The 12649-nt window shown below is 71.5% G+C and carries 9 protein-coding genes; 5 read left to right on the top strand and 4 right to left on the bottom strand.

Annotated features, from left to right (window positions below):
• The first annotated feature begins 456 nt into the window (after positions 1–456).
• From ABIC29_RS03665 to ABIC29_RS03655, 3 genes are read left to right on the top strand one after another with little or no spacing between them, the layout of a single operon-like run.
• Complete coding sequence (locus tag ABIC29_RS03665; protein ID WP_354244586.1) at positions 457–1650, top strand: Gfo/Idh/MocA family protein; 1194 nt, start codon at positions 457–459, stop codon at positions 1648–1650.
• Between the two features lie 2 nt (positions 1651–1652).
• Positions 1653–2996: a dihydrodipicolinate synthase family protein gene (locus tag ABIC29_RS03660; RefSeq protein WP_354242833.1), complete on the top strand. Its 1344-nt coding sequence runs from the start codon at positions 1653–1655 to the stop codon at positions 2994–2996.
• A complete protein-coding gene (locus ABIC29_RS03655; RefSeq protein ID WP_354242830.1) occupies positions 2993–3871 on the top strand; it encodes a sugar phosphate isomerase/epimerase family protein in 879 nt (292 codons plus the stop codon). Before ABIC29_RS03660 ends, ABIC29_RS03655 begins: the two co-directional genes overlap by 4 nt.
• Before the next feature lie 589 nt (positions 3872–4460).
• Here ABIC29_RS03655 and ABIC29_RS03650 read toward each other — a convergent pair.
• A complete protein-coding gene (locus ABIC29_RS03650; protein ID WP_116080887.1) occupies positions 4461–6296 on the bottom strand; it encodes an ABC transporter ATP-binding protein in 1836 nt (611 codons plus the stop codon).
• Positions 6297–6341: 45 nt separating this feature from the next.
• On the opposite strand from ABIC29_RS03650, the gene ABIC29_RS03645 reads away from it, so the two are divergent.
• Both ABIC29_RS03645 and ABIC29_RS03640 read left to right on the top strand, forming a co-directional pair.
• Positions 6342–7700 carry a GNAT family N-acetyltransferase gene (locus tag ABIC29_RS03645; protein ID WP_158551755.1) on the top strand — a complete coding sequence of 453 codons (1359 nt, stop codon included), beginning with the start codon at positions 6342–6344 and terminating at the stop codon, positions 7698–7700.
• Positions 7701–7945: 245 nt separating this feature from the next.
• Positions 7946–9493 carry a peroxidase family protein gene (locus tag ABIC29_RS03640; protein WP_158551754.1) on the top strand — a complete coding sequence of 516 codons (1548 nt, stop codon included), beginning with the start codon at positions 7946–7948 and terminating at the stop codon, positions 9491–9493.
• Between the two features lie 61 nt (positions 9494–9554).
• On the opposite strand, the gene ABIC29_RS03635 is transcribed toward ABIC29_RS03640, so the two are convergent.
• The 3 genes from ABIC29_RS03635 to ABIC29_RS03625 form a co-directional block, all read right to left on the bottom strand.
• Positions 9555–10676 (bottom strand): AI-2E family transporter, encoded by a 1122-nt coding sequence (locus ABIC29_RS03635; protein ID WP_116080884.1) that lies wholly within the window; start codon positions 10674–10676, stop codon positions 9555–9557.
• 73 nt (positions 10677–10749) lie between these two features.
• Positions 10750–11865 (bottom strand): serine/threonine-protein kinase, encoded by a 1116-nt coding sequence (locus tag ABIC29_RS03630; protein ID WP_116080883.1) that lies wholly within the window; start codon positions 11863–11865, stop codon positions 10750–10752.
• 143 nt (positions 11866–12008) lie between these two features.
• Positions 12009–12575 carry a MarR family winged helix-turn-helix transcriptional regulator gene (locus ABIC29_RS03625; RefSeq protein WP_354242825.1) on the bottom strand — a complete coding sequence of 189 codons (567 nt, stop codon included), beginning with the start codon at positions 12573–12575 and terminating at the stop codon, positions 12009–12011.
• Between the last annotated feature and the right edge of the window lie 74 nt (positions 12576–12649).

The raw sequence follows: 12649 nt of genomic DNA, 5'->3' as shown, positions 1-12649 counted from the left end.
CCCCGGGCGCCCCGGCGCACCACGCCCGCCTCGCCACCCGCCCACCTCGCCACCCGCCCGCCTCGCCACCCTGCCTCGCACCCCGCACCCCGCACCCCGCACCCCGCACCCCGCACCGCACCCGCGGCGTTCGCCGAGTCGCAGGAGGATGGTGGCGCCACGCCGAGCCGCGTCGGCGTGGCGCCGGGTTCGTCCTGCGACTCGGCGACGACCGGCGACCGGCGACCGGCGACCGACGCGCGTTCCGCGACCTGCGCCCGTCGGGGCAGCGAAGCGCACCGGGTCTTGCGCGACCGCGACCCGTGTGGCACACTCGGGTAAACGCTTTCCCACCGCGGGACGCGGCACCGACCGCCGCCTCCGCCCCGTCGAACAGGAACCACCGTGGCAGACACCGCAGCCCCCGCAGGCACCGAAGCCTCCGCACCGCCGGCGCCCCAGACCATCGGCATCATCATGAACGGCGTCTCGGGCCGCATGGGCTACCGCCAGCACCTCGTGCGCTCGATCCTGGCGATCCGCGAGCAGGGCGGCGTGCTCCTCGCCGACGGCGAGACCCGGGTGCAGGTCGAGCCGATCCTCGTCGGCCGCAGCGAGAAGAAGCTCGCCGACCTCGCGGCCAAGCACGGCATCGAGCACTACACGACGAACCTCGACGAGGCGCTCGCCGACGACCGCTGGCAGATCTACGCCGACTTCCTCGTGACGAAGGCGCGCGCGGTCGCGATCAAGAAGGCCATCGCCGCGGGCAAGGCGATCTACACCGAGAAGCCCACTGCCGAGTCCTTCGAGGAGGCGCTCGAGCTCGCCCGCCTCGCCGACGAGGCCGGCATCAAGAACGGCGTCGTGCACGACAAGCTCTACCTGCCGGGCCTGCAGAAGCTCAAGCGCCTCATCGACTCGGGCTTCTTCGGCCGCATCCTGAGCGTGCGCGGCGAGTTCGGCTACTGGGTCTTCGAGGGCGACTGGCAGCCCGCCCAGCGCCCCAGCTGGAACTACCGCGCCGAGGACGGCGGCGGCATCATCGTCGACATGTTCCCGCACTGGAACTACGTGCTCGAGAACCTCTTCGGCCGCGTCGAGTCGGTCTACGCGAAGGCCGTCACCGAGGTCCCCGAGCGCGTCGACGAGCGCGGCGAGACCTACGCGGCCACGGCGGATGACGCGGCCTACGCGATCTTCGAGCTCGAGGGCGGCGTGGTCGCCCAGCTCAACTCCAGCTGGACCACGCGCGTCAACCGCGACGAGCTCGTCGAGTTCCAGGTCGACGGCACGCACGGCTCGGCCGTCGTGGGCCTCTTCGGCTGCAAGATCCAGCCGCGCAACGCGACCCCGAAGCCCGTGTGGAACCCCGACCTCGCCGACGCGCACGACTACGCCGGCGACTGGATCGAGAGCCCCGGCAACCGCGAGTTCGAGAACGGCTTCAAGACGCAGTGGGAGGAGTTCATCCGCCACGTCGTCGAGGACGCCCCCAACGAGTTCGACTTCCTCGCCGGCGCCCGCGGCGTGCTCCTCGCCGAGCAGGGCCTCGCGTCGAGCCGCGAGGGCCGTCGCATCGAGATCCCGGTCGTCACGCTCGACTCGGGCCTGAGCACCGCGGATGTCGCGGCCGCCGTCGAGGCTCCCGAGTTCGCCGGGGCCCGCTGACCATGACCACGCTCACCCTCCTCGACGCCGGCGGCGCACGGCGCGCCGTCGACCTCGCCGAGGCGCCGACGTTCGCCAAGCCGCGGCATCCGCTCACCAGCCGGGTCGCGTACGCGGCTGCGCACGTCGTGCCCAAGGCCCACGCCGACAACACGCCGGGGCAGCCGGCCGAGATCGACTGGGATGCGACGCTCGCGTTCCGCCACCACGTGTGGTCGTGGGGTCTCGGCGTGGCCGATGCGATGGACACCGCCCAGCGCAACATGGGGCTCGACGCGGCGGCCACGCGCGAGTTGATCTCGCGCAGTGCGGCCGAGGCGGCATCCGTCGGCGGCAGGCTCGTCGTGGGCGTGAACACCGACCACGTCGACGATGAGCAGATCTCGCTCGACCAGGTCATCGACGCCTACAAGGAGCAGTTGCATCGCACGGAGGATGCCGGAGCCGGCGTCGTGCTCATGGCGAGCCGTCACCTCGCGCGCGCCGCGCAGAACGCCGACGACTACCGCCGCGTGTACCGCGAGGTGCTCGCCGCGGCGGGCGGGCCGGTCGTGCTGCACTGGCTCGGCACGGCCTTCGATCCGAGCCTCGCCGGCTACTTCGGATCCGACGACACGGATGCCGCGGCCGAGACCCTCCTGCAGATCATCGGCTACAACGGCGACAAGGTGCAGGGCGTCAAGATGAGCCTGCTCGACGCCGACGCGGAGATCGCCGTCCGGCGCCGCCTGCCGGAGTCGGCGCGCATGTTCACGGGCGACGACTTCCACTACGTCGGACTCATCGAGGGCGACGAGCAGGGGCACTCCGACGCCCTGCTCGGCGCGTTCTCGTGCCTCGCGCCGAACGCGTCGGCCGCGATCCAGGCGCTCGACCGGGGCGACGTCGCCGGCTACCGCGAGATCCTCGCGCCGACCGAGCCGCTCTCGCAGCAGGTCTTCGCCGCGCCCACGTACTACTACAAGACGGGCGTCGCGTTCCTGTCGTGGCTGAACGGCCACCAGGCGGCGTTCCAGATGGTGGGCGGCCTGCACGCGGCCCGCAGCCTGCCGCACCTCTCGCGCATCGTCGAGCTCGCGAACGCGTCGGGCGCCCTCGAGCGCCCCGAGCTCGCGGCGGCGCGCTGGCACTCGCTGCTCACGCTCAACGGCGTCGACGTCACGGCGGTCACGACGACGGATGCCGCTGGCGAGACGGATGCCGCGGCCGAGACGGATGCCGCGGCCGGCGCGATCGCGCCCGCCGCACCGGCGGGTCATGCCGCCCACGCGGCCCCTGCGACTGAAGACTCCGCGTCGGCGGACGCCGTCGACGCGGCATCCGTCGACGAGGAGGTGCACGCATGAGCGCGCACCCCCGCCTGTCGATGAACCAGGCGACGATCAAGTACGCGCCGCTCGACGACGCCCTGCGCGTCACCGCCGAGGGCGGCTACGAGTCGATCGGCCTCTGGCGCGAGCCCGTGCAAGCCGTCGGGCTCGACGAGGCGGCCCGCCGCTTCGCCAGCTCGGGGCTGCGCCTGTCGACGTACTGCCGCGGCGGCTTCTTCACGATGCCCGAGGGCCCGGCCCGCCGCGCGTCGATCGACGACAACCGTCGGGGCATCGACGAGACGGCGACCCTCGCGGCGGCCGGCGCGCCCGGCAGCACGCCCGTGTTCGTGCTCGTTGCGGGCGGCCTGCCCGAGGGATCCACCGATCTCGTCGGCGCCCGCTCGCGCGTGGCGGACGCCCTCGCAGAGCTCGCCCCGTACGCGGCATCCGTCGGCGTGACCCTCGCGATCGAGCCGCTGCATCCGATGTACGCGTCGGACCGCGCCGTCGTCTCGACGCTCGGCCAGGCGCTCGACCTCGCCGAGCCGTTCGACCCGTCGGTGGTCGGCGTGACAATCGACACGTTCCACGTGTGGTGGGACCCCGACGTGCTGCCGCAGATCGCCCGCGCCGGGGCATCCGGCCGCATCGCGACCTACCAGGTGTGCGACTGGAACACGCCGCTCGCCGCCGACGTGCTGCTCTCGCGGCACGAGCCCGGCGACGGCGTCATCGACTTCGCGAGCCTCACCGCGGCGGTCGAGGCCACCGGCTACGACCGCGACATCGAGGTCGAGATCTTCAACCAGGAGATCTGGGATGCCGCGTGGCCCGACGTCGTCGAGCGCACCGCCCGTGCATTCGGCGCCGCCGTCGCGCCGCACCTGCGGGCATCCGTGACCGCGTAGCCGCCGAACGTCGGACCCGAGCCGCCGAGCCTCTCGATCCCCTCTCGTCGAGGCGACGAGAGGGGATCGTCGCGTCGGGAGGCCACGTCCCCCGGGATCGCCCTCCCCAGCCGTCGAACTCCTCCCGCCGCTCAGGCGAACGCCGCTCAGGCGAACGCTGCTCAGGCGAACGGCGCGTGCTCAGGCCGATCCACGGGAGTTCGGCCTGAGCAGCGGCCGGATGCCTGACTCCGATCCCCTCTCGTCGCCTCGACGGGAGGGGATCGTGGCGTCGGGAGGCCCCGTCCTCCGGAATCACCCTCCCGAGCCGCCGAACTCCTCCCACCATGTCGCTCAACCGCCACGCACGCCCGCACGCCGGCATGCCCACCCGCCACACACACGCCACACACACGCCATTCAGGCATACGGAGGCTGCTCAGGCCGAAACCCGACCGAACGGCCGGACACGGCGACGTTCGCCTGAATTCCGTGCGACCCGCGCCGAGCCGGGTCGAGCGGAGTCGAGTCGAGCAGGGCCGAGCACGCACGCAACAGGGTCGCCCCACCGGACGGGGCGGGGCCCGACTGCGGCCGCCCGCGGCATCCGCTACGCCGACTGCACCCGATCGAGTTCGGCGTAGCGCCCGCCGGCGGCGATGAGCTCGGCGTGCGACCCGATCTCGACGATGCGGCCCTGCTCGAGCACGACGATGCGGTCGGCCGAACGGATCGTCGACAGGCGGTGGGCGACGACGAGGGTCGTGCGTCCGCGCATGAGGTGCTCGAGCGCGACCTTGATCTTCGCCTCCGACTCGGGATCGAGGGCGCTCGTGGCCTCGTCGAGCAGCAGCACGCGGGGGTCGCGCACGAGCGCTCGGGCGATCGAGAGTCGCTGCCGCTGGCCGCCGGACAGGCGGGCGCCGCGTTCGCCGACGACCGTGTTCCAGCCCTCGGGCTGGGCGTCGACGATCTCGAGCGCGTTGGCGTCGCGCAGGGCGTCGAGCACGCGGTCGTCGTCGACGTCGCCGAGTCCGTACGCGATGTTCTCGCGGATGCTGCCCTCGAACAGCACCGACTCCTGCGGCACGACCGACACGAAGCTGCGGAACGTGCGCAGGTCGAGCTCCTCCATGTCGGCGCCGTCGAGCAGTACGCGTCCGCTCGTGGGCCGGAGGAACCCGAGCACGAGGTTCAGCAGCGTCGACTTCCCGGATCCGGATGACCCGACGAACGCGATCGTCTCCCCGGCACGGATGTCGAGGTCGAGGTCCGAGAGCGCGGGCCGCCGCGGGCGGCTCCCGCCCGACAGCTCGACGCGGCCCGAGGCCCCGGCACCGTCGGCCGCGACATCCGCCCCGTCGTCGTAGCGATAGCCGACCCCCTCGAGCGTGAGGTCGCCGCGCACCTCGACGACCGGCCGCTTGCCCTCGTTGCGTTCGAGGTCGGGGTCCTGCATGACCTCGCCGATGGAGCGGATCGACTCGGTGCCGCGGGCGATGATCGGCAGCAGCATGAGCAGGTTCGTCGCCGCCCCGGTGAGCAGCGCGAAGTACGAGCTCAGGAGCACGACCTGGCCGGGGGTGATGGCGATGAGCCCCGTGATCGAGACCCACGCGGCGAGCACGAGGCATCCGACGCCCAGGAGTTGCAGGCTCACCCACGAGAGCGACGCGAAGCGCCCGTTGAGCAGGTCGAGCTGGAAGCCGGCCGCGCGCACGCCCTCGGCACCGTGGGCGACCCGGTTGACGGCGGTCTGCTCGAGGCCGTGCGCCCTCGTGATGGGCAGGAGCGTCGCCATCTCGCCGACGCGGGCCGAGAACTGCTCGACCTCACGGCGGAACGAGGCGTTGCGCATCGCGCTGCGCCGGTTGAGGATCGCACGCAGCAGCACCGCGAGCGGGATCGCGAGCGCGTAGACGGGCAGGAACGCGGGCACGTTGATCGCCGTCATGACGACCGCGCCGATGAGCACCATGGTCGCCGAGAGCAGCGGATGCGCCGCCTGCTGCAGCATGACCTCGACGTTCTCGACGTCGCGCACCACCTTGGTCTGCACGACGGCGGAGTTCGCGCGCGAGTGGAAGCCGATCGAGAGCGCCTGCAGCCTGGCCGCGAGCGCGTTGCGCAGGTCGGCGCCGATCGCGCGGACGGCGCCCATGAACAGCCGCGTGTACTGCACGTGGTTCGGGTAGTTCTGGGCGAGCGCGACGACGGCGACGCCGGCCCAGATCATGAGCGTCGAGACGGGCCCGCCGGCCACGACGACGTCGATGATGGCCGCGGTGATGACGGGAAGGAGCCAGAGCGGGGTGTCCTTGAGGGTGAAGAACGCGACGGCCGCGACCACGCTCCTGCGGTGCAGGTCGAGCAGCCGGAACACCGACCGTGCCGGGTGCTGTCCGTCGATCGCGTGTCCGATTCGGGAAAGCGCTTGCCCAGTCATGGTTCCATTCTGCCCCGGATGCGCGCCGATGGGTACGCTGGAGTGATGTTCGATCCCCGCAGCATTCCGGCCGATCAGTCCACGATCGACGCCCTCCGAGGCCGCGGACTCGACTACCGCCAGGTCGACCCCGCCGACGAGGCCGCGCTGCAGGCATGGGCCCAGGCCGAGACCCGCGGATTCCACCACGCGCGGCCCGAGGCTGCGGAGCTCCGACGTGAACTGCAGGTCGCGAAGCAGCGCAGCGTCCGGGGCGTCTACGACCCGAGCGCACACGATGCCGCGGTGCCCGTCGCGACCGTCGACGGCTGGCCGTCGGGCCTCAGCGTGCCCGGCGGTCGCAGCGTCGACGCCTGGGCCGTGAGCGCGGTCACCGTCTCCCCCACGCACCGCCGCCGCGGCATCGCCCGCGCCCTGCTCGAGGCGCAGCTGCGCTACGCGAGCGAGGCGGGCGCCGCCCTCGCCATGCTCACGCTCACCGAGGCCACCATCTACGGGCGCTACGGGTTCGGCCCCGCGGCATCCGCAGCCACGATCAAGGTCGACCGGCGTCGCGTGCACTGGATCGGCCCGGGCGCGCCCGGCCGCGTGCAGTTCGTCGAACCCGCCGATCTCATCGCCAAGGCGCCCGCCATCGCCCGCCGCGCCGTCGCGCGCACGCCGGGCGAGATCGACCGCTGGCCGGGGTTGCTCGAACGCCAGCTCCGTGTCGTCGACCCCGACAGCGCGGCATCGCGGGCCCTGCGCGTGGCCAGGTACGACGACCGGTCCGGCCAGGCGCAGGGGTTCATCGCCTACACGGTCGGGCGAGAGCCGAACCAGCCGGGCGTCGTCGAGTGCGACGTGTTCGTCGCCGCGACCGACGAGGCCGAGCGCGCACTCTGGCACTTCCTCGTCGAGCTGGACTTCGTCACCGAGATCCACGCGCGCCTGCGCAGCGTCGACGAGACGCTCCCCTGGCTCCTCGAGGATCCACGCGCCGTGAGCATGCACGATGTCGTCGATCACCTGTGGCTGCGCGTGCTCGACCCGGTCGTGGCGCTCTCGGCGCGCGAGTACGGCGCGTCGGGCACGCTCACGCTCGAGGTCGTCGACCCACTCGGCCACGCGGCCGGCACCTACGTGCTCGACGCCTCGGGCGACGGGCACGCCGAGGTGCGCCGGGCCGACGAGGCTCCGGATGCCGCGGCCGCCGCCACACGCCCCGGTCGCCGCTCGCGCGGGCAGGCCGCGCACGGGTTGCGGCTCGACGTGCGCGAACTCGGCTCGGTGTACCTCGGCGGCGTGCGCCCATCGGTGCTGGCCCGTGCCGGACGCATCGACGAACTGTCGCCCGGCTCGCTCGCCCTCGCCGACCGCCTGTTCGCCGCACCGCGCACCCCGCACCTCAGCATCTGGTTCTGAACCCGGCCCGCCGGTCGGCATTCGGGCTCGGATCCGCGCGCCGCTGCCGCGCGCCCGTGCCGTGGCGCCCTCCCGTGCGCCCCTCCCGGCATCAGTGCCATCACTGATGAGCATTGCTCAGCATCGACCTACACTCGCCGTGTTCACCCCCGCCGACGCTGTGATGGCGATGCCGAGCCGTCGTGGCCGACGGGCCCCATCGCTGGAGGGCGAGAACCATGCAACACACGAGCAAGCATTCGATCGTGCCACTGAACGTGCCCCATTCCCGCAGTCACGAGGGGCGCTTCGGGCGCCTCTTCGGCCGCGGCTTCACCCCGTGGTCGCCTCCGGGGGCCACCGACGCCGAGAAGGAGGCGGCGATCCGCACCTTCGCGATCGACGAGATGTTCGCCGACGGCGCCCCGCCCGACAGCGCCACGCCGGTCGGCTACACGTATCTCGGCCAGTTCATCGACCACGACATCACGTTCGACCCGCAGTCGAGCCTCACGAGGCACAACGACCCAGACGGCCTGCAGAACTTCAGGTCGCCGAGGTTCGATCTCGACAGCCTCTACGGGCGCGGCCCTGACGACCAGCCGTACCTCTACGACCACGTTCGCGTGCTGCCCGACGGGTTCCCCGGGTTCCTCAAGGTCGGCACGGGCGAATCGCCGAAGGAACCCGATGTGCAGCGAAACGCCGACGGCATCGCACTCATCGGCGACCCGCGCAACGACGAGAACCGCATCGTCTCGCAACTGCAGCTCGCATTCGCGCTCGCGCACAACAGCACGCTGCAGAAGCTGGCGGACGCCCCGGTTCCGGCTGGTGAGATCGCGCCGACCGGACGGAAGCTGTTCCTCGAGGCTCAGCGCATCACCGTGTGGTTCTACCAGTACGTCGTCTGGAACGACTTCGTCTCGCGCATCGTCGACGACAAGGTCTTCGCCAAGGCGATCTCGTTCGACGAGGACGGCGGCGATGCCGGCGGCCCGTTCTACTCGGTCACCTACGGACTCGAGGACGTGTACGACTGGAGCGAGAACCCGTTCATGCCGGTGGAGTTCTCGGTGGCCGCGTACCGGTTCGGGCACTCGATGATCCGCGCCGAGTACCAGCTCAACATCGAACTGCAGCGCAGCGTCGGCGTCTCGCCGCCGATCGGAACCCAGTTCGGCAAGCCGATCTTCGCCACCCCGGGAGTGACCCAGCCGTCCGTCCCGGTACCCGGCCCGCCCGACCTGCGCGGCGGCTCACCCTTGCCCGACCGGCACTCGCTGCAATGGGACTGGTACTTCGACTTCCCGTCTTCGGGCGGGCCGTTCCCGCAGAGGGCGCACAAGATCGACACGCATCTCAGCAAGTCGGTGTTCACGATCCCTGGCGGACCGACGCCGAACCCGCTCGCGGAGCTCAACATCCGTCGCGGCTGGCGCATGGAACTGCCGTCGGCCACCGACGTCGCCCACGCGCTGCACATCCGCCCGATCGAGAATCTCGACCCCATGGAGGAATCCCTCTGGGTCTACATCCTCAAGGAGGCGAGCGAGGCCCCCGCCGATGGCGAGCACCTCGGCGCGGTCGGCTCGACCATCGTCGCGGCGGTGTTCTCGGGGCTGCTGCGAGGTGACGCGTTCTCCTACCTGAACCGGGATCCCCACTGGACGCCGGCCAAGGAGAAGGTCGGCGGCGTCGCGCTCTTCGAGAAGATCTCGACGGCGGATCCCGAGAAGTGGGAGATCACCGACCTGCTCGCGGCCGCGGGCGTTCCGGTCGACGGCCAGGCCATCGCCGACCTGTTCGCCTGATCCGACGACGCCCGCCCGCCCACGCGTCTCGGTCCGCCCCACGCGGGGCGGGCCGTCGACGTCAGTGGGCGTCCTGCCTCGGGAAGATGACCTTCTCCACGATGATGATGAGCGAGGCCGCCACCGGGATCGCGACGAGCGCGCCGAGCACGCCGCCGAGCGTGCCGCCAGCGACCGCCGCGATGACGACGAGGGCGCCGGGCACCGCGACCGCCTTGTTCATGATGCGAGGACTCAGCACGTAGGCCTCGACCTGCATGTAGACCAGGTAGTAGATCGCCGCGGCGAGCGCGGTCGCGGGCGACGCGGCGAGGCACACGAGCGAGATGATCACGGCGCCCGTGAGCGTTCCGACGAGGGGCACGAGCGAGAGCAGGAACGCGATGAACGCCAGCAGGATGGGCGCCGGAGCGCCGATGATCGTCAAGAAGATGAGGCTCAGCACGCCGTTCACGGCGCCGAGGCTGAACTGCCCGATCACGTAGCGGCCGACGGAACCGGTGATCTCCTCGGTCACCTCGCGGTACTTGCTGCGCGAGCTGGCCGGCACGAACTTGGTCGAGTAGCGCTTCATGGAGTCGAGCGAGGCGAGGAAGTAGAGGGTGAGGATCAGCACGATCGTGGCCCCGGTGAATCCGCCCGCGATGCCGACGCCGACCGCGAGGATGCCGCCGCCGAGGGCGCCGAGGTTCGCGGGATCGGCGAGCCAGTCGCCGGCCGAGGCGATCGCGTCGTCGATCGCGTGGTCGCCGCCGCCGAGCGCGTTCAGCCACGCCACGAAGTCGCTGTTCAGGACGTTCTCGCGGATGTCGTCCCAGTTCTCGACGATGATCTTGGTCTGCTCGACGACGATGGGCACGATCGTGGCGATGAGACCGACGAAGATGCCGATGACCGCGGCGAACACGATGAGGATCGCCGCCCATCGCGGCAGGCTGCGCCGTTGCAGCCAGCTGACCACGGGGTCGAGGCCGAGCGCGAGGAACAGCGCGAGCGCCACGTAGAGGAGCACGGTGCCGAGCTGCGAGACGATGCCGCCGAGCAGGATGGCGAGCAGCACGCCGAGCGCACCGACGAAGCCGATGCGGAACGACCGGATCTTCACCTCGGGCGCGTGCACCGTGCTGTCGGTCGTGATCTCGGCCGCCGGCCTGGGCGTCTGCGGTCGTGCGCGTCTCCACATGGGTGCGACGCTACGCTTCGGCACGCCCCCGCGATCGGATGCCGCGCCGCGAACCGGCCGCGACCGCGGGTCGTCAGAGGGCCGTGACACCGGCCACCATGCCGACGATCAGGGCGGCGAGGACGATGAGGCCGCCCGCCACCGAACTGGCGACGACGGCCGCCCCGGTCGTGCGATTCGCGGTCCTCGCGCGCCCGGAGCCGCTCGGGCGGAGCGGGCCCGTCGTCAGGAGCCCGCCCGTCGATCGGGCCGCGCGAGACGCCCCGGCCCTGCGGGACGCGCCCACCGCACGGCGGCGCTCGCCACCGCGCCCTCGCTTGCCGCGCCCCTCGATGATCATCGAGCGGATGAGGTCGCGCAGCGTGGCGGCGACATCGTGCGCGCTCGGTCGGGCTGCGGGATCGTCGTCGGTCATGGCCAGGAGCAGGTCGCGCCACTCGTCGCCGAGTTCGTCGGGCACGGCCGGAGGCCGGTGCAGCCGGGCGAGCGCCGCCTCGATCGGGGTGCCGGTGTACTCCCGCTCACCGCTCAGCGCCTCGAGCAGGACGAGGCCGAGGGAGTACACGTCGCTCGGCTGGCCGACCGTCTCGCCTCGCGCCTGTTCGGGCGAGATGTAGGCCGCCGTCCCCATGATCGCCCCGTCGTTCGTGAGGCGGGATCCCTCGACGAACTGCGCGACGCCGAAGTCGGCGAGCTTCGCGATCAGCGTGTAGCCGAGGGCAGGGGTCTCGTCGAGCAGCACGTTCTCGGGCTTCACGTCGCGGTGGACGATCGAACGGGAGTGCACGTAGCTGAGCGCGTCGGCGAGCTGCGCGCCGAGGTCCGCCACCTGACGCGGCTTCATCGGCGACCGTGCGAGGCGGTGCTCGAGCGAGCGGCCCTCGACGAGTTCCATGACGATGAACCTTCGGGGGCGCCCGCCGTGCAGCATCGTGCCCGCGTCGTGGACGCCGACGAGACCAGGGTGGCTCAGCACGCCGAGCAGGTGGATCTCGCGTTCGCGACGCTGCTGGTCGGCGATCGTGCCGTCCTCGTCGCGGAAGAACTTGATCGCGACCTCGCGACCGAGTTCGGTGTCGCGGGCTCGATACACGTCGGCCATGCCGCCGGAGCCGAGGTGTCCGAGCACGTCGTATCGAGGTCTCGTCGGCGGATCGACCACCGGGTCGGCGGGGATCGGATCGGTCATGCCTGGCTCCTGCGGTCGTACCTCGTGAATGGGTGGCGCAGGCACCGGTTGCCCCTCGCGTTTTCGCTAGTTTATCTAACTACTTGATCCGCCGGAGGGCCTTGACAACTCGATCGCGGTATGTCCTCGGCGCTGACGGGAGGTCACGCCCGGCCTGCGGCATCCGCACCGGATCGCACCGCGGCATCCGCCGCCGCCGCAGCGCCGACCGTCGCCTCGTCGGGCTTCGGCACGCTGTCGACGGCCTCCCGCATGCGCTCCAGGAACCCGATCACGGCTGCAGCCTCGGTGGGCGCGAGCGACTCGGCGACGTCGATCATGCGCCGGTGCATGTCCCCGAGGGTCGCGCGCACCTCCTCGTCGCTGTCGATCGTCGCCTCGATGACGAGCCCTCGGCGGTCGGTCGGATGCGGTCGACGAGCGACGTGCCCGCTGCGCACGAGCCGGTCGAGGAGCACGGTCGTCGATGCCGTCGAGATGCCGAGGTGCGCGGCGATGTCCTTCGGACTCACCATGCGACCGGCCGACCGCTCCTTGAGCAGGAACCGGATGGCGAGCAGGTCGGTCTCCCCCATGCGCATCGCCGAGCGCGTGCGGCGTCGCATCGCGGACTCCGCCGCACGATACTCACGCAGGGCGTCGAGTACCGCGACGCTGCGTCGGGTGCGGTCGTCCGCGTACCAGTAGTGCGAGGACTGCGGTTCACCCATGGCGACATCCTACGCAAACTGGTAACTAGACCGTCTAGCGGAATCCGATCGTCATCGAAGCGGATGCCGCGCGC

It is taken from the genome of Agromyces sp. PvR057 (genome assembly GCF_040547485.1).
GTDB lineage: Bacteria > Actinomycetota > Actinomycetes > Actinomycetales > Microbacteriaceae > Agromyces.
The sequence above is the reverse complement of the archived record's forward strand: the minus strand, read 5'-3'. Positions and strand labels throughout refer to the sequence as shown.

Bases quoted from the DNA above. Each gene is read 5' to 3' on its own strand.
- ABIC29_RS03665 (WP_354244586.1), top strand. From the start codon at position 457: ATGAACGGCGTCTCGGGCCGCATGGGCTACCGCCAGCACCTCGTGCGC.
- ABIC29_RS03660 (WP_354242833.1), top strand. From the start codon at position 1,653: ATGACCACGCTCACCCTCCTCGACGCCGGCGGCGCACGGCGCGCCGTC.
- ABIC29_RS03655 (WP_354242830.1), top strand. From the start codon at position 2,993: ATGAGCGCGCACCCCCGCCTGTCGATGAACCAGGCGACGATCAAGTAC.
- ABIC29_RS03650 (WP_116080887.1), bottom strand. From the start codon at position 6,296: ATGACTGGGCAAGCGCTTTCCCGAATCGGACACGCGATCGACGGACAG.
- ABIC29_RS03645 (WP_158551755.1), top strand. From the start codon at position 6,342: ATGTTCGATCCCCGCAGCATTCCGGCCGATCAGTCCACGATCGACGCC.
- ABIC29_RS03635 (WP_116080884.1), bottom strand. From the start codon at position 10,676: ATGTGGAGACGCGCACGACCGCAGACGCCCAGGCCGGCGGCCGAGATC.
- ABIC29_RS03630 (WP_116080883.1), bottom strand. From the start codon at position 11,865: ATGACCGATCCGATCCCCGCCGACCCGGTGGTCGATCCGCCGACGAGA.
- ABIC29_RS03625 (WP_354242825.1), bottom strand. From the start codon at position 12,575: ATGGGTGAACCGCAGTCCTCGCACTACTGGTACGCGGACGACCGCACC.